The 25,313-nt window shown below is 67.8% G+C and carries 28 protein-coding genes; 9 read left to right on the top strand and 19 right to left on the bottom strand.

Going from position 1 to position 25,313, the window contains the following annotated elements:
• Positions 1-341: 341 nt before the first annotated feature.
• Complete coding sequence (locus ACP690_RS00005) at positions 342-1,823, top strand: lipopolysaccharide biosynthesis protein (RefSeq protein ID WP_426259764.1); 1,482 nt, start codon at positions 342-344, stop codon at positions 1,821-1,823.
• Positions 1,824-1,842: 19 nt separating this feature from the next.
• Here ACP690_RS00005 and ACP690_RS00010 read toward each other — a convergent pair whose 3' ends face one another.
• Positions 1,843-2,271, bottom strand: a complete 429-nt coding sequence (locus ACP690_RS00010; protein ID WP_018250558.1) for a CBS domain-containing protein — start codon at positions 2,269-2,271, stop codon at positions 1,843-1,845.
• Positions 2,272-2,367: 96 nt separating this feature from the next.
• On the opposite strand from ACP690_RS00010, the gene ACP690_RS00015 reads away from it, so the two are divergent.
• Positions 2,368-2,676 (top strand): hypothetical protein, encoded by a 309-nt coding sequence (locus tag ACP690_RS00015; RefSeq protein ID WP_043061179.1) that lies wholly within the window; start codon positions 2,368-2,370, stop codon positions 2,674-2,676.
• A 214-nt stretch (positions 2,677-2,890) separates the two neighbouring features.
• Here ACP690_RS00015 and ACP690_RS00020 read toward each other — a convergent pair whose 3' ends face one another.
• From ACP690_RS00020 to hisS, 4 genes are all read right to left on the bottom strand, one after another.
• Positions 2,891-3,811, bottom strand: coding sequence for a DUF4167 domain-containing protein (locus tag ACP690_RS00020; protein WP_426259765.1), 921 nt, complete (start codon positions 3,809-3,811; stop codon positions 2,891-2,893).
• Positions 3,812-4,091: 280 nt separating this feature from the next.
• Entirely contained in the window at positions 4,092-4,922 is an 831-nt protein-coding gene (prmC, locus tag ACP690_RS00025; protein WP_426259766.1) for a peptide chain release factor N(5)-glutamine methyltransferase, read from the bottom strand.
• A gap of 144 nt (positions 4,923-5,066) precedes the next feature.
• Complete coding sequence (prfA, locus tag ACP690_RS00030) at positions 5,067-6,143, bottom strand: peptide chain release factor 1 (protein ID WP_017980675.1); 1,077 nt, start codon at positions 6,141-6,143, stop codon at positions 5,067-5,069.
• Between the two features lie 121 nt (positions 6,144-6,264).
• On the bottom strand, positions 6,265-7,509 hold the full coding sequence (gene hisS / locus ACP690_RS00035) for a histidine--tRNA ligase (protein WP_426259767.1): 1,245 nt from the start codon (positions 7,507-7,509) through the stop codon (positions 6,265-6,267).
• A 318-nt stretch (positions 7,510-7,827) separates the two neighbouring features.
• Between hisS and ACP690_RS00040 the strand changes: the two genes are divergently transcribed.
• From ACP690_RS00040 to ppa, 3 genes are all read left to right on the top strand, one after another.
• The gene (locus ACP690_RS00040) at positions 7,828-8,487 is read left to right on the top strand and encodes a DUF1345 domain-containing protein (protein WP_426259768.1); all 660 of its coding nucleotides are present in this window, start codon (positions 7,828-7,830) and stop codon (positions 8,485-8,487) included.
• Positions 8,488-8,704: 217 nt separating this feature from the next.
• Complete coding sequence (locus ACP690_RS00045) at positions 8,705-10,621, top strand: M61 family metallopeptidase (RefSeq protein ID WP_043061174.1); 1,917 nt, start codon at positions 8,705-8,707, stop codon at positions 10,619-10,621.
• Positions 10,622-10,655: 34 nt separating this feature from the next.
• Positions 10,656-11,234, top strand: coding sequence for an inorganic diphosphatase (gene ppa, locus ACP690_RS00050; RefSeq protein WP_017980671.1), 579 nt, complete (start codon positions 10,656-10,658; stop codon positions 11,232-11,234).
• Between the two features lie 260 nt (positions 11,235-11,494).
• Here ppa and ACP690_RS00055 read toward each other — a convergent pair whose 3' ends face one another.
• Genes ACP690_RS00055 through ispG form a run of 5 tightly spaced genes read right to left on the bottom strand, consistent with a single transcriptional unit; the run spans position 11,495 to position 14,683 of the window.
• Positions 11,495-11,977 (bottom strand): GNAT family N-acetyltransferase, encoded by a 483-nt coding sequence (locus ACP690_RS00055; RefSeq protein ID WP_426259769.1) that lies wholly within the window; start codon positions 11,975-11,977, stop codon positions 11,495-11,497.
• On the bottom strand, positions 11,974-12,867 hold the full coding sequence (locus ACP690_RS00060) for a DMT family transporter (RefSeq protein ID WP_426259770.1): 894 nt from the start codon (positions 12,865-12,867) through the stop codon (positions 11,974-11,976). The genes ACP690_RS00055 and ACP690_RS00060 overlap by 4 nt, the downstream gene beginning before the upstream one ends.
• Positions 12,864-13,247 (bottom strand): type II toxin-antitoxin system VapC family toxin, encoded by a 384-nt coding sequence (locus ACP690_RS00065; RefSeq protein ID WP_426259771.1) that lies wholly within the window; start codon positions 13,245-13,247, stop codon positions 12,864-12,866. The genes ACP690_RS00060 and ACP690_RS00065 overlap by 4 nt, the downstream gene beginning before the upstream one ends.
• Positions 13,244-13,519 carry an AbrB/MazE/SpoVT family DNA-binding domain-containing protein gene (locus tag ACP690_RS00070; protein WP_017980667.1) on the bottom strand — a complete coding sequence of 92 codons (276 nt, stop codon included), beginning with the start codon at positions 13,517-13,519 and terminating at the stop codon, positions 13,244-13,246. The genes ACP690_RS00065 and ACP690_RS00070 overlap by 4 nt, the downstream gene beginning before the upstream one ends.
• A gap of 36 nt (positions 13,520-13,555) precedes the next feature.
• A complete protein-coding gene (gene ispG, locus ACP690_RS00075) occupies positions 13,556-14,683 on the bottom strand; it encodes a flavodoxin-dependent (E)-4-hydroxy-3-methylbut-2-enyl-diphosphate synthase (RefSeq protein WP_426259772.1) in 1,128 nt (375 codons plus the stop codon).
• 63 nt (positions 14,684-14,746) lie between these two features.
• Here ispG and ACP690_RS00080 point away from each other — a divergent pair, with 63 nt between their 5' ends.
• Genes ACP690_RS00080 through ACP690_RS00095 form a run of 4 tightly spaced genes read left to right on the top strand, consistent with a single transcriptional unit; the run spans position 14,747 to position 18,774 of the window.
• Positions 14,747-15,895 carry an acyltransferase family protein gene (locus ACP690_RS00080; RefSeq protein WP_426259773.1) on the top strand — a complete coding sequence of 383 codons (1,149 nt, stop codon included), beginning with the start codon at positions 14,747-14,749 and terminating at the stop codon, positions 15,893-15,895.
• Complete coding sequence (locus tag ACP690_RS00085; protein WP_426259774.1) at positions 15,892-16,809, top strand: isoaspartyl peptidase/L-asparaginase family protein; 918 nt, start codon at positions 15,892-15,894, stop codon at positions 16,807-16,809. The genes ACP690_RS00080 and ACP690_RS00085 overlap by 4 nt, the downstream gene beginning before the upstream one ends.
• 16 nt (positions 16,810-16,825) lie before the next feature.
• Positions 16,826-17,866, top strand: coding sequence for a DUF6624 domain-containing protein (locus tag ACP690_RS00090; RefSeq protein ID WP_426259775.1), 1,041 nt, complete (start codon positions 16,826-16,828; stop codon positions 17,864-17,866).
• 47 nt (positions 17,867-17,913) lie between these two features.
• Complete coding sequence (locus ACP690_RS00095; RefSeq protein ID WP_426259776.1) at positions 17,914-18,774, top strand: S1/P1 nuclease; 861 nt, start codon at positions 17,914-17,916, stop codon at positions 18,772-18,774.
• Positions 18,775-18,858: 84 nt separating this feature from the next.
• Here the strand turns inward: ACP690_RS00095 and ACP690_RS00100 are convergent, their stop codons facing one another.
• The 9 genes from ACP690_RS00100 to ACP690_RS00140 all read right to left on the bottom strand — a co-directional run bounded on the left by ACP690_RS00100 (position 18,859) and on the right by ACP690_RS00140 (position 25,273).
• Positions 18,859-19,104, bottom strand: a complete 246-nt coding sequence (locus ACP690_RS00100) for a hypothetical protein (RefSeq protein ID WP_318842609.1) — start codon at positions 19,102-19,104, stop codon at positions 18,859-18,861.
• Complete coding sequence (locus ACP690_RS00105) at positions 19,088-19,309, bottom strand: hypothetical protein (protein WP_017980660.1); 222 nt, start codon at positions 19,307-19,309, stop codon at positions 19,088-19,090. The genes ACP690_RS00100 and ACP690_RS00105 overlap by 17 nt, the downstream gene beginning before the upstream one ends.
• 12 nt (positions 19,310-19,321) lie before the next feature.
• Positions 19,322-20,218, bottom strand: coding sequence for an SPFH domain-containing protein (locus ACP690_RS00110; protein ID WP_020493471.1), 897 nt, complete (start codon positions 20,216-20,218; stop codon positions 19,322-19,324).
• A gap of 219 nt (positions 20,219-20,437) precedes the next feature.
• Positions 20,438-20,962, bottom strand: a complete 525-nt coding sequence (gene pal / locus ACP690_RS00115; protein ID WP_017980658.1) for a peptidoglycan-associated lipoprotein Pal — start codon at positions 20,960-20,962, stop codon at positions 20,438-20,440.
• A gap of 56 nt (positions 20,963-21,018) precedes the next feature.
• Entirely contained in the window at positions 21,019-22,434 is a 1,416-nt protein-coding gene (gene tolB / locus ACP690_RS00120) for a Tol-Pal system beta propeller repeat protein TolB (RefSeq protein ID WP_426259777.1), read from the bottom strand.
• Positions 22,435-22,612: 178 nt separating this feature from the next.
• Complete coding sequence (locus ACP690_RS00125; protein WP_426259778.1) at positions 22,613-23,629, bottom strand: cell envelope biogenesis protein TolA; 1,017 nt, start codon at positions 23,627-23,629, stop codon at positions 22,613-22,615.
• Positions 23,629-24,069 carry a protein TolR gene (gene tolR, locus ACP690_RS00130; protein ID WP_426259779.1) on the bottom strand — a complete coding sequence of 147 codons (441 nt, stop codon included), beginning with the start codon at positions 24,067-24,069 and terminating at the stop codon, positions 23,629-23,631. Before tolR ends, ACP690_RS00125 begins: the two co-directional genes overlap by 1 nt.
• Before the next feature lie 50 nt (positions 24,070-24,119).
• On the bottom strand, positions 24,120-24,812 hold the full coding sequence (gene tolQ, locus ACP690_RS00135) for a protein TolQ (protein WP_017980654.1): 693 nt from the start codon (positions 24,810-24,812) through the stop codon (positions 24,120-24,122).
• Positions 24,809-25,273, bottom strand: coding sequence for a YbgC/FadM family acyl-CoA thioesterase (locus ACP690_RS00140; protein ID WP_017980653.1), 465 nt, complete (start codon positions 25,271-25,273; stop codon positions 24,809-24,811). The genes tolQ and ACP690_RS00140 overlap by 4 nt, the downstream gene beginning before the upstream one ends.
• Positions 25,274-25,313 lie beyond the last annotated feature (40 nt).

Genomic DNA, 25,313 nt, shown 5'->3' on the forward strand with positions numbered 1-25,313 from the left:
AGGACATGGAACGGCTTGTTAGCTTAACGTGCGCTTCGAGCCTTGAGGACCCAAAACACACGAGCCGCCGCCCACATGTCCCTTCATCTTACCTACAATGTCAAAGAGCCGACAAAAACCGACGCCCAGTCAATCCCTCTTTTTGGAGGGCGACCCCGGCGCCTGGATTTCGGTGACCGTAGAAGCGAACCGTGTGGTCCGTCGCTGCGGTGACGTCCCTCTAGGCGGGGTGTTCCGAACGGTCAAACACTTTTTTGCATTTTTCTTTCAGGGGACGTGCAAACCCGCAGAAAAGCTGGGATTTACGGGATGTGAAGACCCCCTCCCCTACCCCCCGCCAGATGGCCACTACCGCGAATCATGCCGACAACCGGCGCGAATCACTCGAGAATCAGGTGCGACGCGCGATTCTGTGGCGATCGGGCAGCCAGATTTTCGCCCAGACGGTGCAATGGGCCGCGACCTTCCTGGTCATCCGGATTCTCGATCCACGCGATTACGGCCTGTACGCGATGACCTCGGTCGTGCTGGTGTTCCTTAACATGCTCAATGGCTACGGCCTAGCGAGCGGGCTGATCCAGCGCGACGACGTGACGCCGCATCAGACGCGGCAGCTGTTCGGGATGCTGATCGCGCTGAACGGGACGCTCGCGATCGTGCAGCTGATCCTCGCGCCGGTCGCCGCCGCCTATTACCGCCAGCCCGAAGTCGCACAGCTGCTGCGCGTGCAGGCGCTGATCTATTGCGTCACCCCCTTTGCAGCGCTGCCCTATGCGCTGCTCAGCCGGCAGATGGAGTTCCGGCGGCAGGCGACCGCCAATGTCGCGGCTTCGCTGGCGGGTGCGGCGACGGCGCTCGCGGGCGCGCTCGCCGGTCTTGGCGTTTGGACATTGGTGTGGGCGCCGATCGCGCTGTTCGCGGTGCGCGCGGCGATGCTGACCTGGGGCGCCCGATCGCTGATGTGGCCGAGCTTCGACTTTCGCGGCGCCGGCCACCTCGCCCGCTATGGCGGGGTGATGGCGGCGGGGCAGTTCTTCTGGTTCCTGCAGAGCCAGGCCGACGTGTTCATCGGCGGACGCTGGTTCAGCGCCCACCAGCTCGGCATCTACACCACCGCGCTGTTTCTGGCGCAGATCTTCGTGTCGAAGTTCGTGCCGCCGCTCAACGAAGTGGCGTTCAGCGCCTATGCGCGCATCCAGCATGACGACGCCGCGGTGTCGCGCGCCTTCGTGCGATCGGTGCGGATCATCATGCTGGCGGCGATGCCCTTCTACGCCGGCCTTGCCGTCACCGCCTATCCGCTGGTGCTGACGGTGCTCGACGCGAAATGGGTGGAGGTGGCGCCGGTGGTGCAGATCATCGCGCTGGCGATGCCGTTCATGACGATCCAGGTCCTCTATTCCCCCGCCTGCGATGCGCGCGGGCGGCCGGGAATCGGTGCGCGCAACGGCGCGTTCGGCGCGCTGGTGCTCGCCACGACCTTCCTGGTCGGGGTGCATTGGGGGCCGGTCGGGCTCGCATGGAGCTGGGTGGTGGCCTACCCGGTGTATCTGGCGGTGAGCAGCTGGCGGTCGCTGCCGGTGATCGGCGTCGCACCGCTGGCGCTGATCCGGGCGGTCGCGCCAGCGGTAGTCGCCGCCGCCGTGATGGCGGGCGTCGTCCGACTGGTGGAAGCGCTGCTGCCGCCGCTGGCGCCGCCGGTGCAGCTGGCGATCCTCGTCGGCGTGGGGGCCGCGACCTATGGCGGCTGGCTCGCGCTGTTCGCGCGCGGCACGGTGCGCGAGCTGATCGCGATCCTGCGCAAGCGGCCGCTGCCCGCCTGACAGCGCCGTTCGACCCGTCCTATCCCTGCTGGATATAGTCGCGCATCGCTGCGGCATCCGCCTCGATCCGGTCGATGCGGTATTTGACCAGATCGCCGATCGAGACGAAGCCGACCATCCGCCCGTCCTCGACCACCGGCAGATGACGGATGCGCCGCCGCGTCATCAGCGACAGTGCGCCGATGACGTTTTCCTGCGCGCCGACGCTCTGCACGGGCTGCGTCATCACCTCGGACAACGGCCGGTCGAGCGCGCCCGCGCCGGCTTGCGCCAGGCAATGAACGACGTCGCGTTCGGAGAAGATGCCCACCGGCACGCCATCGTCGCAGACCGGCACCGCGCCGATCCGCTTCTCCGCCAGCACCGCCACCGCCTCGCCGACGCGCGTCTGCGGGGTCAGCGCGATGACATCGTCGCCCTTGGTGCGCAGGATTGCCGCGATCGTCATGTTCATCCTCCTCCGTCACATCCGACTCGGTCCCGTCCGACTCTTCGGGCCGGATCGGGGTTGAGCAGATCATGTTTGCGCGTCATTGGCAAAGCCATGGATCAGCGCCCCGCCGGACTGGACGATCCCGCGCTCGCGGCGCACGCCTGGGCGCGGTTTCGCAGCATCATGGCGTGGATGATCGCCGTCGCCGCGGCGTGCAGCGCGGGCGCGATCGTCGGCCTTGCCTGGGTGCATGGGCCGTTGCGGCTGATCACCATGGCGGCGGTAATTGGCGGGGTCGGCGGATCGATCGCGCTCGCCGGCGCGCTGATGGGTCTGGTGTTCCTGAGTTCGGGCACCGGGCATGACGAACACGTCGAGCGCCACGATCCGCCCGCGCCGGGACCGCGGCACGATCGCTAGGCGGCGGGCGCAGAGGCACGCGTCCCCCCGCATCTTTGCATAACGATCCCCTCGTCGGCGTGAGCGGGGTCACGCGGCGCTCCCCCCGCATGCGTTGCGGCGAACGCCCGCCGGTGCAGGAGCGGCGTTTCCGGGTGAGTGCCGCGACCACCAAAGCAAAAAGGGCCGGCTCCTCGTCGGAACCGGCCCCTTCTGGCGTTCGGATAGCGCGCGCTTATTCGGCGGCGGGCACTTCCACCGCGGGCGTGCGCGGGGTGCGACGGCGGCGCGGCTTGGGCGCCTCTTCGTCGGAATCGTTCGCCGCAGCGATGTTGAGCGAGGGCGGCAGGCGATCGGCGTCGACGCCATTGCCCTGATCCTCGGCCGCGGGCGCTTCGACCTGCGCATCCCGACGCGGGCGACCGCGGCGCTTGGGCGCGGGGGCGTCGGCGGCGATCACGGTCTCGGCGCGCTCGGTGAGCGATTCGCCCTCTGCGATCGGATCGGCACGATGCTGGCCGGCAACCTCGACCGGCGCCTGCTCCGCCTCGAAGCGGGGCCGGCGGACGCGGTCCTCGCGCTGGGGACGGTCTTCACGCTGAGGGCGATCGTCACGCTGCTGGCGATCGTCGCGATTGCCGCGCTCTTCGCGATTGCCGCGATCGTCCCAGGTCCGGCCCTGGCGCTGGTCGCCGTCCTGGCGGTCGCGATCCTGGCGATCCTGACGGTCGCGGCTCTGGCGCTGCGGGCGATCCTCGCGGCCCTGCCCATCGCGCGCCTGCACCTCACCGTCCTGCTCGCCGGCCCGGATCGGTTCGCCTTCGTCGCCGTAATCCTCGTCGTCGTTCAGGTCGAACGGCTGCTGGCGGCGCGGCTGATTATCCTCGAAGCGGCCGCGCTGATCGGCGAGCACGCGGAAATAATGGTCGGCGAACTGCAGATAATATTCGGTGTTGACGCGGTCGCCCTGGCGCTGCGCCTCCATGGCGAGGTTCTTGTACTTCTCGAACAGCTGGTTCGCGTTGCCGCGTGCGCGGCTATCGATGCGGTTGCCGTTGTCGGGACGCCCCTGGCCACCCTGCCGCGGCCCGTTGTTGCCGCCGCCGTTGTTGCCACCACGGCCGCGACGGCGGCCGTTCTGCCGATTGTTAATCAAGCTGATGTCCCATGATCTGAGTAATGGTCCTCAAAACCAATCCGGCCCTTCGGGCCTGACGCACGGTCAAACGGTGCCATCCTTTGCGTCCGCGGCGTGCCCTTCGAGGCGACGCTGGAGCCTGTCACGGCCCCCGCCCATGCGGCGACCTGATGACGAAAGAATGCGGGTGACCGTCCTACGACCCCTTGTGATCGTCGATGGTGCTTGCCCCGGCCCGACCAATAGCTGGCGCGAGGGCGTTCCTACAAGCGAAATATGTGGATGGTCGTGCCATCTTTCAACCGGCGGCGCGGGGCGTGACGAGAAGGCAGCGGTCGCGCTGCCCCAGATCGCGATGGACGACGCTGTCGAGGCCGGCTGCATCAAACAGCGCGGCGACCGCCGCGGCCTGGGTATGGCCGATCTCCACCGCCGCACAGCCGCCGGGCGCGATCAACCGCGCGAGTTGCGCCGCAAGCAGGCGATAATCGTCGAGGCCATCGGTGCCCGCAAACAAGGCGGAGCCCGGTTCGTGGCGGCGCACTTCGTCGGGCAGCGGCTCGTCGGTGCCGATATAGGGCGGGTTGGCGAGGACGAGATCGAAGCGCGCATCGATCGCCGCCGCCCAGTCGCCGCGGACGAAGGCGGTGCGGTGCGCCATCCCCAATGTGACGGCGTTGGATGTGGCGAACGCCAGCGCCTGCGCGGAGCGATCGACACCGATCCCGTGCGCCGGCCATTCGTCGAGGGCGGCGAGCAACAGCGTCCCCGGACCGGTGCCGAGATCGAGCACGGTCGCGGGCGCGCGGTTGCCGAAATGCGCGAGCGCGGCGATCAGCAGCGTCTCGCTGTCGGGTCGCGGCACCAACGCGCCGGGACCGACGGATAGGTCGATCGTCCAGAAGCCGCGCGTGCCGGTAATATAGGCCACCGGCTCGTGCGCGGCGCGCCGTTCGACCAGGCCTGCAAAGGTGGCGGGGACGGGCCGCTCCATGTCGAGCAGCAGCGCGTTGCGATCGATCCCCAGCGCGTGCGCCATGAGCAATTCCGCATCGAGCCGCGCGGTGGGGGAAAAGCCGAAGCGCGCGGTGGCGTCGGCGAGCGCAGTGCGGAGGTTGGCGGCGCTCACCGTCCACCCGCTTCGTCATCCCGGCGAACGCCGGGAACCATGGACACGCGACGCATCGGTTTCACCCTTACGCTGGCCACACCGCCGTCCATGGATCCCGGCGTTCGCCGGGATGACGGAGGAAGGAAGCGGGGCCCCGCGCCCTCACCCATCCAGCGACGCCAGCCGCTCCGCCTCGTCCTCGGCGATCAGCGCGCCGATCAGTTCGTCCATCTCGCCCTGCAGGATTTCGGGCAGGCGATGCAGCGTCAGGTTGATGCGATGGTCCGTCACGCGGCCTTGCGGGAAATTGTACGTCCGGATGCGCTCGGATCGGTCGCCCGATCCCACCATCGCGCGTCGCGTGCCCGAGCGTTCGCTCGCCAGCCGCTCGCGTTCGGCTTCGTACAGGCGCGTGCGCAGCACCTTCAGCGCCTTGGCCTTGTTCTTGTGCTGCGACTTTTCATCCTGCTGGATCACGACGAGGCCGGTCGGCAAGTGCGTGATGCGCACCGCGCTGTCGGTGGTGTTGACCGACTGGCCGCCGGGGCCCGACGAACGGTACACGTCGATGCGCAGGTCCTTGTCGTCGATGCGCACGTCGACCTCTTCGGCTTCGGGCAGCACCGCGACGGTGGCGGCGGAGGTGTGGATGCGTCCGCCCGCCTCGGTGACGGGCACGCGCTGGACGCGATGGACGCCCGCCTCGAACTTCAGTTTCGCGAACACGCCCGTGCCGGTGACGCTGGCGACGACTTCCTTGAACCCGCCCGCATCGGACGACGAGCTGGAGATCACCTCGACCCGCCAGCCCTGTGTTTCGGCATAGCGCTGGTACATGCGCAACAGGTCGCCCGCGAACAGCGCCGCCTCGTCACCGCCGGTGCCGGCGCGGATTTCGAGCATCGCCGCGCGTTCGTCCGCCGCATCGCGCGGCAGCAGCGCGAGCGCGAGCCGCCGGTCCGCTGCCTCCAGCGCGCGGGCGTTGTCGCGCAACTCCTCCGCCGCCAGGCTGCGCAATTCCTCGTCGCCGGTATCCTCCGCCATATAGGCGAGGCTGTCCGCCTCCTGCCGCAGCCGCCGCACCTCGCTCGCCGCCTGCGCGACGGGTTCCAGCTCGGCATATTCCTTCGACACCGCGACGAAGCGGTCGGAGGGCAGGTCGCCGGTCGCCATCTGCGCCTGCAACTCGTCCCGCCGCGCCTCGATCTGCGCGATCCGTTCGGGGGAGATGGTGGTCATGCGCGTGCCGCTCCCACTCCGTCATTCCCGCGCAGGCGGGAATCCAGACGCGCAGACGCTGCGGCTCCTGCCAGACGGCAGCGGTTATGGATCCCCGCCTGCGCGGGGATGACGACGGGGGTCATCGCAGCGCCTCGGCCACGTCCGCAAAGGCGACCTTCCGCTGGTCCCCCGTCGCCAGATCCTTCACCGCCACGACGCCCGCCGCCAGTTCGTCGTCGCCCAGGATAAGGGCATAGCGCGCGCCGAGGGCATCCGCCTTGGCGAGCCGCTGCTTCATCTTGCCCTTATACGCCATGTCGACCGCAACGCCGCCGCGCCGCAGATCGGCAAGCAGACCGAGCGCCCGCGCTTCTGCGGCCGCCCCCATGGGCACGATCACCGCATCGATCGTCGCCTTCGCCGGCTCGTCCAGCAACATCGCCAGCCGCTCGACGCCAGCCGCCCAGCCGACGCCCGCGGTGGGTGCGCCGCCTAGGCTCTCGACCAGCCCATCGTACCGCCCGCCGGCGAGCACCGTGCCCTGCGCGCCCAGCCGGTCGGTGACGAACTCGAACGCCGTGTGCCGGTAATAGTCCAGCCCGCGCACCAGCCGCGGGTTGCGCGTCCACCGCACCCCCGCCGCATCCAGCCCCGCCGTCACCGCATCGAAGAACGCGCGCGCTTCATCGGTCAGATAGGCGTCGATATCGGGCGCCGCATCGGCGATCGGCCGGTCGCGTGGGTCCTTCGAATCGAGGATGCGCATCGGGTTCTTCTCGAGCCGGGTCAGGCTGTCTTCGGACAGCGCCCCGCGATGCGCTTCGAAATGCGCGACGAGGCCCGCGCGCCATGCGTCCCGCGTCTCGGCGTCGCCCAAGGTATTGAGCTGCAACGTCACGCCCTCGGCAATGCCCAGCTCGTGCAGCAGCTGGTCCGCCATCACCAGCAGCTCGACATCCGCCGCCGGCTCGGGCGCGCCCAAAATCTCGGCGTCGATCTGGTGGAACTGACGATACCGCCCCTTCTGCGGGCGTTCGTATCGGAACACCGCACCGCTGGTTGCGACCTTCAGCGGCGCATATTGCTGCCAGCCTTCGGTCAGGAACGCGCGCGCGATACCCGCGGTGAACTCCGGCCGCAGGGTCAGCGAATCGCCGCCGCGGTCGGGGAAGGTGTACATCTCCTTCGACACGACGTCGGTCGTCTCGCCGATCGAGCGGGCGAAGACCTCGGTCGCCTCGAACACCGGCAGGTCGACGCGCTGGAAGCAGTACAGGCGGCGGACGCGTTCGAACGTCTCGATCACGGTCGCGAAACGGCGCTGCTCGTCGCCGAAGATATCCTGGGTTCCGCGCACCCGGCGCGGCGTTTCGATACGGGCCATATGGTGGCGGTATCTAGGGTCCAGACCCATAACTGACAACGGCCGTGACGGAGCCGTATTTGGCGCCAGGCCAGGAGCAGGGAGGGAGCGATGCCGAAGCATCGTAACCGACGCGCGACGCCGCCCGGCGCCAAATACGGCCCGCCGCACAGCGGTCGCGCGGAGCCGCCCGCCGGACGGCGTCGCTTGCTTGCGCGTGGCGCAGCCACGCGTCTGCGCTGCGCTCCTTGCCGGCGGGCGGCTCCGCGCGATCACGGTCATTGGCAGTTGTGGGTCTGGACCCTAGGCGACGCCGATGCCAAGCGCTAGCACCCCAACATGACCAATCCGCGCCGCTATTGGGGAATCGGCAACCGCATCGCACCGCCGCGCTTCGCGCTGTTCGGGGCGATCTTCGCCATCGGGCTAGCCGCCCTGATCCCTGTCGTCGGCAAGGGGCGCGGGATCATGGGGGCGTTCGATGCCGCCGCGATCGTCTTCCTCCTGTCGCTCGTCTCGCTGTTCCGCCACGCCAATGCCGCGCGGATGCGGCGGGCGACGCGCGAGAACGACGCCAATCGCGCGCTGCTGCTGGCGATCACCGCGGCGACGATGGGCGTGATCCTGGTCGCGGTGGCAGGCGAGCTGAAGGGCCGCAACGACACGCTGGCGATCGTGCTGGTCGTGACGACGCTGGCGCTGAGCTGGCTGTTTTCGAACATGGTCTACGCCATGCATTACGCGCATCTGTTCTACAGCGCCGATGACGATGGCGAGGGGGACGCGGGCGGCATCGACTTTCCGGGGTGCAAGGAACCCGATTACTGGGACTTCCTGTATTTCAGCGCCACGCTGGGCATGACGTTCCAGACGTCGGACGTCTCCATCACCTCGCGGCGCATCCGCCGCGTCGTGCTGGGACAGTGCCTCGCCGCCTTCGTCTTCAATCTTGGCGTGATCGCCTTCACCATTAACGTGCTGGGCGGCGGCGGAAACTAAGTCCTTCTCGTCTCGTCACCCCGGATTTGATCCGGGGTCCCGCTGTTGCCCACAGGGAAAGAAGAAGCGGGATCCCGGCTCAAGGCCGGGATGACGGGTGTGGATATCGGATGGTGCCAGATCACGGGGCGGAATTCCCCGTTGCCCGCGTAAGGGCTGGACGCCGCGGCTTTGCGAAGCTTACACCGGCGTATTCGTTTCTTGCCGAAGGCTCGCCATGCTCCGTTCCATCGCCGTCGCCTCCCTGCTCCTGTCCACCGCCGCGCCGGCCCTTGCACAGGTCCCGCCGGGCAATTCGGCACCGCAGCCGGTGCCCTTCGTCGACACGATCCCGGCGCCGCAGGATACGCCCTATCCCGGCACGATCCTGCTCAACGTCGATGCGACCAACACCGAACAGGGCATCTTCCGCGTGAAGGAGACGATCCCCGTCGCCAAGGCGGGGCCGATGGCGCTGCTGTTCCCCAAGTGGCTGCCCGGCGCGCATAGCCCGCGCGGTGAGATCGAGAAGCTAGCCGGCCTCGTCATCAAGGCGAATGGCCGCGTCATTCCGTGGACGCGCGACATGGTCGACGTCTTCGCCTTCCATATCGACGTGCCGCAGGGCGCGCGCAATCTGGACGTCGAATTCCAGTTCATTTCGGCCACCAAGCCCGATCAGGGCCGCATCGTCGCGACGCCCAACATGATCAGCCTCGAACCCAATTCGGTCAGCCTGTATCCTGCGGGCTATTTCACCCGTCAGATCCCGATCCAGATGACGGTGAAGTTCCCGACCGGCTGGACCGCGGCGGGCGCGGTGCCGGCCAAGGCGAACGGCTCAACCTACGTCTACGACAAGACGAATTACGAGATTCTCGTCGATTCGCCGCTGCTCGCCGGCCGCTACGGCAAGACGTGGCCGCTGTCGGAGCGCGTGAACCTCAACGTCTTCGCCGACGATCCCAAGGAACTCGCCGCGACGCCCGAGCAGATCGACGCGCACAAGCGGCTGGTCGAGCAGGCCGAAAAGACGTTCGGCGCGCATCATTACGACCATTACGAATTCCTGCTGTCGATCAGCGACCAGCTGGGCGGCATCGGGCTGGAGCATCACCGCTCGTCGGAGAACGGCGTGACGCCGGGCTATTTCACCGAATGGAACGCCAGCCCCGGCCGCCGCAACCTGCTGCCGCACGAATTCACCCACAGCTGGGACGGCAAGTTCCGCCGGGGTGCCGAGCTGTGGACGCCCGACTATCGCACGCCGATGCGCGACAAGTCGCTGTGGGTCTATGAAGGGCAGACGCAATTCTGGGGCTATGTGCTCCAGGCGCGCTCGGGTCTCGTCAGCAAGCAGGACACGCTGGACGCCTATGCGGGCATCGCCGGCAGCTACGATCTCGCCCCGGCGCGCCAGTGGCGCGACCTGATCGACACGACCAACGATCCCATCATCTCGGCACGCCGGCCCAAGGGCTGGACCAGCTGGCAGCGCAGCGAAGACTATTACAACGAAGGCCTGATGGTCTGGATGGAAGTCGACGCAATGCTCCGCCAGAAGTCGGGCGGCACCAAGTCGATCGACGATTTCGCCAAGGCCTTCTTCGGCATCCGCAACGGCGACTGGGGTGAGGTGACCTATACGTTCGACGACGTCGCCAACACGCTGAACGGCATCGTGCCCTATGACTGGGCAAGCTTCCTCACCAAGCGCCTGACCGAGACGGGCCAGCCCGCGCCGGTCGATGGCTTCGCGATGAACGGCTACAAGCTCGTCTACACCGCCGAACCGACGAAATACTTCACCAACGCCGAAAAGAGCGGCGGCGTGAACGTCACCTATTCGATCGGCCTGTCGGTGGCCAAGGATGGGGAGGCGACCGCGGTGATCTGGGACAGCCCGGCGTTCAAGGCGGGGATGGACGTCGGCACCGTCATTCAGGCGGTCAACGGCACCGCCTATAGCGGCGACGTGCTGAAGGCGGCGATCGTCGCGGCACAGACCTCGAAGGAGCCGATCAAGCTGCTGGTCAAGAGCGGGCCGCGTTATCGCGAAGTCGCCATCGACTATCACGGCGGTCCCCGCTATCCGCGCCTCCAGAAGACTGGCACCGGCGAAACCGGACTCGACAAGCTTCTGATGCCGCGCTGAGGGGCAGCAGGCATAGGATTATCAAGGGACTTTCATGCGTATCGATCTGATTCCGGTCGGCAAGAGCCCGCCCGACGACCTCAACGTCATCATCGAGGTGCCGACCGGCGGCGAGCCGGTCAAATATGAGTTCGACAAGGCGTCGGGCGCGCTGTTCGTCGATCGCATCCTGCATACGCCGATGCGCTATCCGGCGAACTACGGCTTCGTGCCGCACACGCTGTCGCCGGACGGCGATCCGCTCGACGCGCTCGTCGTCGCGCGCTCGCCGTTCATCCCGGGCTGCGTCGTGCGCGCGCGTCCGATCGCGGTGCTGAATCTGGAAGACGAAGCCGGCGGCGACGAAAAGCTCGTCTGCGTCCCGGTCGATTCGACCTTCCCCTATTATTCGAACGTCGGTGAAAAGGACGATCTGCCCGAGATCGTCTTCGAACAGATCGAACACTTCTTCACCCACTATAAGGATCTGGAGAAGAAGAAGTGGGTGCGCATCGGCACCTGGGGCGACCGCGAGGAAGCGCGCCGCATCGTGATGGAAGCGATCGACCGCTACGACGCCGCGAAGAAGCAGGGCGAAGAGCCGCACGACCACGACGTCCCCGGCCGCGACTGATCCACGCCAAAATTCCTCCCTCGCGTTAGCGGGGGAGGGGGACCGCCGGCGTAGCCGGTGGTGGAGGGGGCGGCGCCACGCGCAACGCCCCTTTTTCACGCCGCAAGCAACCGAACACCTCCCCCGCCAGGGGGAGGTGGCAGCGCGCACGCGCTGACGGAGGGGGAGGGACGCGGCGCCCGTGCTGCACGCACAATCGCTTATTCTCCCCACCACCCCTCTGTGAGCGCCGCGCAACCCCCTCCCCGCCTGGGGAGAAATCAGGCCCCTGCCATCCGCCTGAGCGCCTCACCCTCGACGCGCTGCACCGTCCAGTCCTCCAGCCCCACCGCCCCCATCCGGCGGTAGACCGCGATCGCATCGACATTCCAGTCGAGCACCGCCCATTCGAAGCGCGCGCAGTTTCGCTCCACGGCTATGCCAGCGAGATGGCGCAGCAGCGCGCCGCCCACGCCCTTCCCGCGTGCTGCCGGCGTCACGTACAGATCCTCCAGATACAGGCCGCGCCGCCCCTTCCACGTCGAAAAATTGTGGAAGAACAGCGCGAAGCCGACCGGCGCCCCCGCCTCTTCGGCGATCACCGCTTCCGCCGCCGGCTGCTGCCCGAATAGCGCCTCGCCAAGCATCGCCTCGGTCGCCTCGACCGCATCGGGCTCACGCTCGAACGCGGCGAGGTCCTGCACGAAGCGCAGGATCGTCGCGACATCGTCGGGCGTTGCGGGGCGGATCGGGATGTCGGTCATAACGATGCTTCCGTTTGCGGGGCGGGGATGGGGCGGCGCACCGCGACCAGGCACCCGGCGATGATGAGCACGGCGCCCGCGACCGTCCACGGCGACACGCGCTCGGCGAAGACCAGCCAGCCGAACAAGGCGGACCAGACGAAGGCGGTATATTCGACGGGCGCCAGCACCTGCGCCTCGGCACGCGCATAGGCCCAGGCGAGCGCGACCGCCGACACCGATCCCAGCGCCGCCGATGCGGCAATCGCGGGCAGCTGCTCGACGCGCGGCACGCCGGCGAACCAGGGTGCGCCGATCAGCAGCAGTCCGCCCAACACGATGCTGGTGAACAGCGCCACCTCCAGCGGATCGGCCGCCTGCGCCTGCCGTCGCAGCAGGATCAGGCTGCCCGCATAGAGGATCGACGCGATCAGAATCGCGACGCTGCCGAGCACCATATCCTCCGACGCGCGCGCCTGTACCTGACCCGCGGCGATCGCGAACACACCGAGGCTTGCGACCAGCGACCCACCGATCGCACTGCGCTGGATGCGTTCGCCGAGCGTCAGCGCGGCCAGGAACAGCGCGATCAGCGGCGCGAGGAAGGTCAGCGCCACGCCCTGCGCCATCGGCACGCGCACGAGGCCCCAGAAGAACAGCAGCACCGACGCCCCACCGACGCTGCCGCGCGCCAAATGCAACCGCAGCGCCGCCCACGCCGGCCACCGCCCGCCCCGCGCGATGAAGATCGGCGCCAGCAACGCCACCCCCGCCACCGATCGCCAGAGCACCGCAAAATAGGCGCCGCTCGCAATGGACAGCCCTTTCATGATGGCGTCCATCCCTGCGTAGACGGCAATCCCGCCTGCAGCGACGCCGAAGGCGGTGACGGGGGATGTGGCGCGGCTCATCGGATCAGGCGGATGTCGACATCCAGTCCCAGTCCCATCCATTTGGCATCAGCGGTCAGGACGGTGGCATCCAGCATCAGTCCCATCGACAGACAGGCTCGATCGGCAAAGGACGTATCGGCCCCGGTCAGCTGCGAATGAAGGGCTGCCGAAATTCGAGCCTGACGGGCATCGAACGCGACGACCGAAATGCCCAACCGCGAGAGTTGCGTTTCGACCAGAATCGGATCCATGCCGCGGCGTGCAACCTTATGGAGCACCTCATCGAGATTGACGGCGTTCAGCACAGCGCCATCGCAGACGTCCGCGACCATGTCGCCGCCCGCCTCATCGAAGATCATCGCGAGAATGGCGGAGGCATCGATGACAAGGGTGCTCACGCGCCCGTCTCGCCTGCCTCGCGCCGCGCCTCCATCGCGCGGTCTTCGAGCAGCTCGGCGACGACGCTGCCGTGCGGAGCGATATCTTCTCGCATCGATCGGAAGGATTGCCGGACGTCATCGACGATTTGCTCACGCGTTCGCAACACGACGGCGCCCTTGGCGTCGCGATCGATGACCAGCGAATCGCCGTCCTTGATGCCGAGCTCGCGGCGGATATCCGCCGGGATCACCACCTTGCCGCCCGCGATTACCTTGGCATGATAGGTCATGTCAGAACCTCCAGGTCCTGACCTATAGCACAGGACCTATTCCGCCGCCACGACCTGCGACTCGGCCGACGCTGCCTCGATCTCCGCCGCCTTGGCTTCGACCAGGCGGACGATGTGGTCGATCATGCCTTCGTCCTGCACATGGTGGTTGGTCACGCCGGAAAGATAGACCATGTGCTTGCCGTTGCCGCCGCCGGTGATGCCGATGTCGGTCTCGCGCGCTTCGCCGGGGCCGTTGACGACGCAGCCGAGCACCGACAGGCTCATCGGCGTGCGGATGTGCTGGAGCCGTTCCTCAAGCGCCTGCACGGTACGGATCACGTCGAACCCCTGCCGCGCGCACGACGGGCACGACACGACACGCACGCCGCGGTTGCGGATGCCGAGCGCCTTCAAGATTTCGAAGCCGACGCGCACCTCGTCCTCCGGCTCGGCGGAGAGTGAAACGCGGATCGTGTCGCCGATCCCGTACCAGAGCAGGCTGCCGATCCCGATCGCCGACTTTACGGTGCCGCCGACGAAGCCGCCTGCTTCGGTGATGCCGAGGTGCAGCGGGCAATCCACTGCTTCGGCGAGCTGCTGATAGGCCGCGACCGCCAGGAACAGGTCCGACGCCTTCACCGCGACCTTATATTCGTGGAAATCGTGGTCCTGCAGCAGCTTGATGTGATCGAGCGCGCTTTCCACCAGCGCATCCGGGCACGGCTCGCCGTATTTTTCGAGCAGGTCCTTTTCAAGGCTGCCGCCGTTGACGCCGATGCGGATCGCACAGCCATTGGCCTTGGCGGCGCGGACGACTTCGGCGACGCGCTCCGACGACCCGATATTGCCGGGATTGATGCGCAGGCACGCCGCGCCGGCATCTGCTGCCTCCAGCGCGCGCTTGTAGTGGAAGTGGATGTCCGCGACGATCGGCACGCGCGATCCCCGCACGATCTGCTTCAGCGCCGCGGTCGATTCGACGTCGGGGCAGGAAACGCGGATGATGTCGACGCCCGCATCCTCGCAGCGGCGGATCTGGTCGATCGTCGCGCGAATATCGGGGGTGGGCGTGTTGGTCATCGTCTGCACGGTGACGGGCGCATCGCCGCCGACGGGAACGGTGCCGACCATGATCTGGCGGCTTTGACGGCGGACGATGTCGCGCCACGGACGTAAGGACATGGCGTCTATATATAGCAGCCGGGTTGCGGTTCAAAGACGCTGGTGTAGGGCAGCAGCAGTTCCATGACGCGTCCCCCAATTCCTCGCCATTACGGCCTCGACTGGCTGCGCGTCGCCGCCTTTGCGATCCTGATCGTCTATCACGTCGGCATGGTGTTCGTGCCCTGGGGCTTCCACGCCAAGAGCGCGCATGGCGCCGACTGGGTGGTACTGCCGATGCTCGCGGTGAACGCCTGGCGATTGAGCCTGCTGTTCGTCGTATCGGGCTATGCCAGCCGGGCGTTGCTGACCCGCGCACACGGTCCCGGCGGCTTTCTGCGCCAGCGTTCGCTGCGCCTGCTGGTGCCGCTGGCGTTCGGCGTCGCGGTGATCGTACCGCCGCAAAGCTGGGTCGAACTCGTCACGCAGCACGGCTATCGCGCCGGCTTCGCGACCTTCTGGACCCACGATTATTTCCGCTTCGGCAGGCTCGGCGGGATCGGTCTGCCCGCGCTCAACCATCTGTGGTTCGTCGCCTATCTGTGGTTGTACACGGCTGTGCTGGCGGCGGGCGTCGCGCTGATCCGCACCCAGGCACCGCAGCGGGTATTCGACCGGATCTTCGCCGGGCCGCTGCTGATGATCATCCCGACTGCGTGGCTGGTGTGCATCCACGGCTGGTGGTTCCCCATGGGATATGAGACGCACGATCCGCTCCACGACCTGATGGCGCATCTGAGCTACCTGCCCGCCTTCCTGTTCGGCTTCGCGCTGGCGGGATCGGCGCCGGTGCTGGCGGCGTGCGTGCGCTGGCGCTGGGCGGGGCTGGCGATGGCGATCCTGGGCTATGGCTTCATTCTAGCGGTGGAGCTGGTCGGCGGCGACGCGCCGCGCTGGCTGTATCCCACCTACGGGGCCGCACATGCGCTGCAGCAATGGGGCGCGACGCTCGCGCTGATCGGCATGGCCGAGCGGCACTGGAATCGTGACGCGCCGGCACGCGCCATGCTGACCGAAGCGGTCTTCCCCGTCTACCTCGTCCACCAGACGATCATCGTCCTCGTCGCCTATTGGCTGATCCCCGCTCGACTGGCCGGCGGTGCCGAATTTGCAGTGCTGATCGCCGCGACGATCGCCGGCTGCTGGGCCTTTTACGCGATCGGCCGCCGCATCGCGATCCTGCGCCCGCTGATCGGGCTGCGTCCCCTGTCGTCACAGAAGGTAGCATCATGAGCTGGTCCCTTGTCCTGCACGGCGGCGCCGGATCGATCGAGCGCCACCGCCTGACGCCCGAACAGGACGCGGGCGCCCGCGCGGGCCTGTCGCGCGCGCTCGACGCCGGCGGGGCGATCCTGTCGGACGGCGGCAGCGCGCTCGATGCAGTGGAAGCCGCCGTCCAGGTGCTGGAAGACGATCCGCACTTCAACGCCGGCCGCGGCGCCGCCTTCACCCGCGATGGCGGGATCGAACTGGATGCGGCGATCATGGACGGCGCCACGCGGGCGGCCGGCGCCGTCGCGGGGATCACGCAGACGCGCTCCCCCGTCGCGCTCGCGCGTCGGGTAATGGCGGCAAGCCCCCATGTCCTGCTGAGCGGCACCGGCGCCGAGCAGTTCGCCCGCGATCAGGGCCTGGAGGTCGCACCCGAAGGCTGGTTCGAGACGCCCGAGCGCCGCCGCCAGCTCGACGAGATGCTGTCGCGCAACGCCGACGCCTTCGACGTCGACATGAAATACGGCACCGTCGGCGCGGTCGCGCGCGATGTGGCGGGCCATGTCGCCGCCGCCACCTCGACCGGTGGCGTGACGGGCAAGCGCTGGGGCCGGATCGGCGATTCGCCGCTGATCGGCGCGGGCACCTTCGCCGACGATCGTGCCTGCGCGGTATCGTGTACCGGTTCGGGCGAATTCTTCATCCGCGTCGGCGTGGGCCATGAGATCGCGGCGCGCATCCGGCTTGCCGAGGACACAGCGCAAGCGGCCGCGGACGCCGTGATGGCAGAGGTGCGCGCGCTCGGCGGCACCGGTGGCGTCATCGTCACGACGCCTGCAGGCGATGCGCTGTGGAGCCTCACCACCCCCGGCATGTACCGCGCCCGCGCCACCGCGGCTGGTGCTCGCGAGGTCGCGATCTACGGCGACGAGTGATCGTCACGATCCGGCCATGATCCGCGCCGAGCATGGCGTCATGATCCGTCGCCTCGCCCTGCTCGCCGCCGCACTGCTCGCCACCGCCGAGGCGCCGCCCCCGCCCGCGACGCTGACCCCCTATATCACCGGCGGGACGTTCCGGCCGGGTGACTATGGCTGGCTGCGCGGTGCCTTCGATGACGCGACGCCTGCACAGAAGGCCGAATGGCACGTACTGGACGCCTGGCTGAAGCAGTGCCGGCAGAACAGTGCCGCACAGACCCGCGCCGAACTGATCGCGCTCGGCATCGCCGATCCCAAGATTCGCCCTACCGCTTACGGGGATGCGCCCTGCGGCGCGGTGGGCCGGGCCTTCCCACAAGGCGACATGGGCGACGATTGGTCGCTGTTTCAGACGAAGCTGGCAAGCGCCCGGCGCGTCGCCGTCACGCTCGTCTGGTCGGCCGCGCTGGCGCAGGCGGTCGGGGACGAGGCGGGCGACATCCTGACCGCACAGCTGATCGCCCGGCCGATCACCGATCAGGTCCTGCGCACGTCGCTGGCGTGGAATCAGGGTCCGACGAAGGGCGCACCGCCGCTCGATCCGATGGAGGCGGGAATCGTCCGCGGCCTCACCTGGTCGGCGATCGCCGCGCGCGATCATGCCAATACCGCATGGATGAAGACGGTGGTCGCCAAACATGGCTGGCCGACGATCGCCATGGTCGGAGCGCAGGCATCGTCGAGCGCTTGGCTGCTGGTACAGCATGCCGACGACGATCCCGTCTTCCAGCTCAAGATGCTGCGGCTGATGGAGCCGCTTGCCGCGCGCGGGCAGGTGTCGCCCCGGAATCACGCGCTGCTCTACGATCGCGTCATGCTCCAGATGGTCGGGACGCAGCGCTACGGGACGCAGATGAGCTGCGAGACGGGCAGCTGGCAGCCCTTCCCCTTGGAAGATGCCGCGAAGGTCGAAGGCTATCGCCGCGCCGCCGGGCTCAATACGATGGCGCAGAACGCCGCGCGCATTCTGCACGAAAACGGCCCCTGCCCGCCGATGCCCACAGCCCACTGACGCAAAGCCGCTTCTGCCCGTCACATTCCGACGCTAATACCAAGGTCATGACACTCGTCCGCTTTGCCCTTGCCGCGCTGCCCGCGCTCGTCCTTGCCGCGCCTGCCCAGGCCTATTGGGAGTTCGGGCATGAGACGGTCGCGAAGATCGCCTATGCCAATGTCACGCCGCAGACGCGCCGCGCCATCGACCGGCTGCTCGCCGAGACGCCCAAGCTCGACACGCCCGAATGCCCCGCGACGACGATCGAGGGCGCGAGCACCTGGGCCGATTGCGTCAAACCGCTGAAAGGACCCGACGGCAAATCGCGCTTCGGCTATGCCTATACCTGGCACTTTCAGGACGTGAACATCTGCCAGCCCTTTACGCTGGAAGAGGCGTGCAAGGACGGCAATTGCGTGTCCGCGCAGATCACGCGCGACGTCGCGATCCTGAAAAACAAGCGCCTGCCGGTGAAGGAGCGGGCGCAGGCGCTCGTGTTCCTGATCCACTTCGTCGGCGACCTGCACCAGCCGCTGCACGCGGGCGAAAAGAACGACAAGGGCGGCAATGACGTCGCCGCCGCCTACGGCAGCTACAGCCCCAAGCGGTTCAACCTGCATTCGATCTGGGACGGCACGCTCGCCGAACGCGCGATCACGACCGGGCCGAGCCTCGTGCGCCGCTACCCCGCCGCCGAAAAGCGCCGCATCGCCGCGGGCAATGTCGTCGACTGGAGCCGCGAATCGTATCAGGTCGCGCATGACGTCGTTTACGCAAGCGCGCTAAAGGGCGATCCGTGTGCGCCCTCCCCCGCCAAGGTGACGCTGGACGAAGCGACGATCGAAAAGCTGGTCCCGGTCGCGCGGCTGGAAGTGGAGCGCGGCGGGCTGCGGCTGGCGAAGCTGCTGGATCAAGCGCTGGGGTGATCTGCTCGTGAGGCGTGTCGCTCGTGCTTCACGTCTCCCGTCACCCCGGACTTGTTCCGGAGTGACGCAGCCTGTCGGGCGAGCTTACCGCGCGCCTCGCCATCGCCAGTGCCAGCCGCCGCGCGTTTTGACGGCGGCGATCCACACCAGGACCAGCGTAGCGGTCAGCACTACGAGCCATCCCCCACGTGGCTGCCAATGCTTCACCCCGATCACCACCGCCAGATAGGCCACCAGCACCGCCCATCCCTGCCACGCAATCGGCAGGCCCGCGCCATAGCCGAACCGCTTGGGCGCGAACCACGCGCCATCGTCACGCTCCTGCATCATCGTCCTCCTGCTGCTTAGGCGGGCGGCCGCGCTTTGCCGCGACCGGCGCCTCCAGCTTCACCCCCCGCCGGGCGAGCGCCTCGCGCAGCAGGCACTCGACCTGCGCATTGACGCTGCGCAGGTCGCCCGCCGCGCTCCGCTCGATCGCCGCATACAGCGCGGGATCGACGCGAAGGGGAAACGCCTTTTTGGGGGGAGAAGCCATCGATCGATACGCTTACTGGTAGAGCGAACCCGCGTTGACGACGGGCTGTGTGTCGCGCTCGCCGCACAGCACGACCATCAGGTTCGACACCATGGCCGCACGCCGCTCGTCGTCCAGCTCGACGACGTTCTTCGCCGACAGTTGGTCGAGCGCCAGTTCGACCATGCCGACCGCACCTTCGACCAGCGTGGTGCGCGCCGCGACCACGGCCTGCGCCTGTTGCCGGCGCAGCATCGCCCCTGCAATCTCCTGCGCATAGGCAAGATGCGTGAAGCCGCATTCGTCGACGGTGATCCCCGCCACCGCGAGTCGTGCGATCAGTTCGGCGCGGAGTTCCGCCCCCACCTGATCGTGGTTGCCGCGCAACGTGATCTCCTGATGCTCGTAATCGTCATAGGGGTAGCGCGAGCCGATCGTGCGCACCGCCGCCTCGATCTGGACGTTCACGAACGCCTTGTAATCGTCGACGTCGAACAGCGCCTGCGCGGTGTCGGTGACGCGCCACACGACCTGCGCCGCCATCTCGATCGGGTTGCCACGCAGATCGTTGACCTTGATCCGGTCCGAAATGACGTTGTTGGCACGCACCGACACTTTCCGGCGCATCAGCCAGGGCAGCACCCAGCGCAGACCCGATTCGCGATCGGTGCCGGCATAGCTGCCGAACAAGGTGATCGCGCCCGCCTGATTGGGCTGCAACATGTAGAAACCGGCCGCGATGAACACGGTGCCGATCGCGCATAGCAGCGGCACGATCGCAAGGATCGGCGGCATCGCGTCGGATGCGAGTTCGACGATGACGAACACCGCGATCACGACCAGCAGCGCCGCCAGCGCCAGCATCGTATAACCGCTCGCTGTGGCGGCACGCCGTTCCTGCGACCGCGTGAGACTCCCCTGTTGCACCACCCTGTCCTCCAATTAATGTGATATCACATTTATATCGGATTTTAGGGGATGCAAGGGGATTCGCTTTGACCCATCCCGTCACCCCGGCCGAAGAGCCGGGGTCCCGCTTCTTCGATGCGGTCGGCGGAAGAAGCAGGCCCCCGGGTCAAGCCCGGGGCGACGGGAGGGATCGGATCGTCAGCGGCCCATCGGGCCTGGGAGGGGGCGCCCCTCGGGTCGTCAGTTCAGGACGACCGTCACCGCACGGCGGTTCTGCGCCCAGGCCGCCTCGTCCGATCCCAGCGCGACGGGGCGTTCCTTGCCGTAGCTGATCGTGGTCAGGCGCGACGGATCGATGCCCTTGGCGACCAGATAATTCTTGGCCGCATTGGCGCGGCGATCGCCCAGTGCCAGATTGTATTCGCGCGTGCCGCGTTCGTCGCAATGGCCCTCGATCGTCGCGCGGACGTTCGGGTAGCGCTGCATCCACGCCGCCTGGCTGTCGAGGATCGCACGCGCGTCGGCGTCGATGTCGCTCTGGTCGGTGCCGAACAGAACCGTGTTCGACGTCACCGAGCGGCGGAAGTCGGCGTCAGAGCCGGGCACGATCGCGCCATCGACCGGTCCGGTGTTCGCCGGCGGCGCCGTGTTGAGGCCGGCGGTGTTGTCGACCGGGGGCGGCGGCAGCTGCTTGGGCTTGTGCGCACAGGCGGCGAGCGACGCCAGCGCCGCGCCGGTCAACAGGATGTTGGTCAATTTGGTCATCGTTGTGACTCCGTTGGTGATCGTTTCGCCCCCGAAACACCCCTGCCGAAAACGCGTCAGGGCCGCAAAGGTCCCCAGGCCGGATCCGAGCCGTCGAGCGGCGTCGGGATCTTGCGCTCGACCTGACCGGTCAGGTCGACCATCCACAGATCCGCCTTGCCCGAACTGCCTGGCGTCGAGCGGTAGAAGGTGATGACGCGGCCATTGGGGGACCAGCTGGGCCCTTCGTCCTGCCAGCCGTCGGTCAGGATCTTTTCGCCGCTGCCCGTCGGGGACATGATGCCGATGCGGAAATTGCCGCCCAGCTTGGTGAAGGCGATCAGGTCGCCGCGCGGGCTCCACACCGGCGTGGCATAGCGCCCGCCGCCGAAGCTGATCCGCTGCTGCCCCGATCCGTCGGCGTTCATGACATAGATTTGCTGCCCGCCCGACCGGTCGCTCTCGAACACAATTCTAGAGCCGTCGGGCGAGTAGCTGCCGCCGGTGTCGATGCCGGGCGAGGTGGTCAGCCGCTGCGGCGTGCCGCCCTGCGCCGAAACGCGGTAGATGTCCGTGTTGCCGTTCTGCGCCATCGAGAACAGGATCCAGCGGCCATCTGGCGAGAAACGCGGCGCGAAGGTGAGGCTGACGTTCTGCACCACGCGGCGCGGGCGACCCGAGCCGAGATCGTAGACGTAGATCGCCGGCTTGTCGTTTTCATAGCTCATGAAGACGATAGACTGCTGGTTCGGCGCGAAGCGCGGCGTCAGGACGATCGACTGGCCGTTGGTCAGGAAGCGGTGGTTGGCACCGTCCTGGTCCATGATCGCGAGGCGCTTGATGCGCTTGGCCTTGGGGCCCGTCTCGCTGACATAGACGACGCGGCTGTCGAAATAGGGGCCTTCGCCGGTCAGGCGCGCATAGACCATGTCGGCGCATTTGTGCCCGGCACGCCGCCAGTCGGACGGCGCGACGACGAAGCCGGTGCGCTTCAGCTCGATCTTCGAAAAGACGTCGTACAGATAGCAGCCGATGGTCAGATTGCCGTCGCCATTGGCGCGGACGAAGCCCTGCACCAGCGCCTGCGCGCCCGTGCCGCCCCAGTAATCGAAGGCCGGCGCATTCACCTCCTGAAAACCGACGGGGCGTAGCTGGTTGGCGCCGAGCGGGGTGAACAGGCCGGAATTGCGCAGGTCGTTGGCGATGATGTCCGCCATCTGCCGGCCGAGTGCGTCGGTGCGGCCCGCGGGCGTATCGACCACCTCGGCGGTCGGCATGGCCGGGATCGCGATCGGCATCGGCGCGGAGACGCCGCCCGTGACCGACACTTCCAGCGGTGCGGGCGTCTGCCCGGCAGGCGCGGCCTGATCCTGCGGCGCCGGTGCGGCGGTGGCGGACTGCGCCGGGGCGGGCGCCTGCTGCGCGAAGGCAGGCAGGGCTAGCGCAGGCAGGGCAACGGTAACGCTCAGCGCGACCAGCAACGACCGGATCATGACCATCCTCTCACATTCGATTCGCACGCTATCGGTTCCGCTTCCACTCCGTCACCCCGGACTTGGTCCGGGGTCCACCAAGCTGCATGGGCAACGCTGTAGCCGCTTGCCACTCCCCAAGCCGCAGAGTGGACCCCGGACCAAGTCCGGGGTGACGGAGTGAGTGGGGCCGGTGCCGTCACTGCAATTTCCAGTTGAAGCGGATCGCGTTCCATCCGCCCGACGGCGTCGAATAATATTCGGGTGGCAGTTTGAGTGGCGAACAGCCCTTGAACGCGGCGATCCCCAGATCGATCACGCGCTGCTTGTACCGCTCGTTCTCGTCGGTGATGCCCGACTGGCGTACCATCTTCGGCGTCGCCGCGAGCGAGCCATCCTCGTTGAGCCGCAGGTCGAGCACCGTCAGGATTTCGTTGGCACCCGGCCCCGGATTGACCTGTCGCATCGCGCACGGTCGGATCTGGCGTTCGATCGCGTCGATGATCCCGGCAAGCGCCCGCGCGTCGATCTTGGCGGCGCGCGGCGCGGTGGAAGTGCTGATCGACTTCTCGCTGGTCAGCCCGGCGAGGAAGTTGTCACCCAGGCGCGAGCCGCGCGGGCGCGCTGCCTTGGCGGTTTCGCTGCTACCGCTGCCCTTCGCGGCGGACGATTTGGCGGCGCTCGCCGATTTGCCCTTGCCCGTCTTCGCCGGTTCGGCGGCGGGTTTCGCCGCGGCCTTGGCGGGCGCGGGCTTCGCGGCCGGCTTGGGCGCCGCCTCGGCGACGGGCCGGGGCTTCGGCGCGGCCTTCACCGGCGCGGGTTTCGGTTTGGGCTGCGGCTTGGGTTCGGGTTTAGCCGGCTTCGGCTCCGCCTTGGGGGCAGGCTTGGGCGCCGGTTTCGGTTCGGGCTTGGGCTGCGGCGGCGCCGGCTTGGGTTCGGGCGGCGCGGGTTCCGGTTCTGCGGCGGGTTCGGGCTCGGCAGGCGCGGCGGCATCCTCCGGCTCGCCGGCATCGGGCGCGACCGATTGCGCGGGCGGCGTCACAGATTGCGGCGCGGTCGCTTCCAGCCCGACATCCTTGACGAGGCTGACCTCCATCGGCGTCTGCTGCAATTTCTCCGGATTGGGCGTGGCGAGAAAGCCGATCGACAGCAGGCCGAAGAGCACGATGTGCCCCGCAACCGCGATCCCCAGTCCGACCTTCTCGACGCGATCCATTAGTTCTGCTCGCCGCCTTCCACCGTCAGCAGCGACACGCGGTTGAGCCCGGCGCGGTTCAGCTCGCCCATCACGCGCATCACCTGCCCGTAATCGAGCGCGCGATCGGCGCGCAGGAACACCTGCGGCGGCTGGCCGCCCGCCTGCACCGCGGCGATCTGCTCCAGCCGCTGCGGCAGCGCGGCGGCGCTTACTTCCTCGTCATCGATGTACAGCTTGCCCTGCGCATCGAGCGACAGCTGCACCGGCTTCTGGTCCTGATCCAACGCCTTGGCGCGGCTGTCGGGTAGGTTCACCGGCACGCCTGCGGTCAGCAGCGGCGCTGTCACCATGAAGATGATGAGCAGCACCAACATCACGTCGACGAGCGGCGTGACGTTGATGTCCGCCATCGGTGCGCGCCGGCCGCGCCCGCGCTGCGAGGGGAGGTTCATCGCCATCGTTTATTCCTCCCTCGCTTCAGCGGGGGAGGACTTGATCGCCACGCCCCTCACCGCGAGCCGTCCAGCTGGCGCGACAGCGTGGTGTGGAAGCCGTCGGCGAAGCGGTTCAGTGCCGCCTCGATCCGGTTCACGCCGTGGCTGAAGCGATTGTAGGCGATCACCGCCGGAATCGCTGCGAACAGGCCGATCGCGGTGGCGAACAGCGCCTCGGCAATGCCCGGCGCGACGACGGCGAGCGACGAGTTCTGCGCCTGGGCGATGCCGGTGAAGCTGCGCATGATGCCCCACACCGTACCGAACAGCCCGACGAAGGGCGCGACCGATCCGATCGTCGCAAGGATGTTCAGCCGGTCGCCGATCCGGTCGATCTCGCCCGCGGCCGCCGCGCCCATCGCGGTGGCGAGGCGTTCGCGCGTGCCGTTCTTGTCGATCGTGCCGCCCGCGGTGGAGCGGCGCCATTCCTTCACGCCCGCGACGAAGACGCGCGCCGAGGGCAGGTCCTTGTCGCTTTCCGCCTTGTAGAAGGCGTCGATATCCTCCGCCTTCCAGAAATCGCGTTCGAAGCCGGCCATGCCCTTGCGGATCCGGCCCAGCCGCCGCCAGAAGGCGATGATCAGCGCCCAGGTCCAGATGCTGGCGCCGAGCAGGCCGAGCATCACGACCTTCACGACGATATCCGCCTGCAGGAACAGTGCGACGGGCGACAGCGTCGCCGCATCCATGTTGAACACCGGATTCATGAATTGGTCCCCTGCCAGATCAGGCGTTGGTAGATGGCGAGCCAGTCGGCCGGTTGACGCTTCGGCCGTCCCGATGGCGCGACGAGCGCCGCCGTGACCTCGGCCTCGGTCAGCACAAGCGAACCGCGCCTGACTGTTTGATGAATGACCACGCTCGCCGGGCTTGCGCGGATCACGCGACTGGCGACGATCAGCGCGTCGTCCAGCCTGGCGGGCGCGCGATAGCGGATGGCGAGGTCGACGATCGCATAGGCGCCCTCGCCCGCCTCATGAACGGCCCGCTGGTCGATCCCGGCGACGCGCAGCATGTCGGAGCGGGCGCGCTCCATGTAGCGCAGGTAATTGGCGTGGTAGACGACGCCCGACAGATCGGTGTCTTCGAAATAGACGCGCAGCGGGAACAGGTGCTCGCGCCCCTCGAACCGTCCGCCCGCGGGCTGGTCGATGCATCCCTCGTCCATTGCGAGGGGGCGTTAACCCAACCCGGCCCTAGGGGAAACC

Source organism: Sphingomonas sp. DC4900, from assembly GCF_049896485.1.
In the GTDB taxonomy this organism is placed as follows: Bacteria; Pseudomonadota; Alphaproteobacteria; order Sphingomonadales; family Sphingomonadaceae; genus Sphingomonas; species Sphingomonas aquatilis.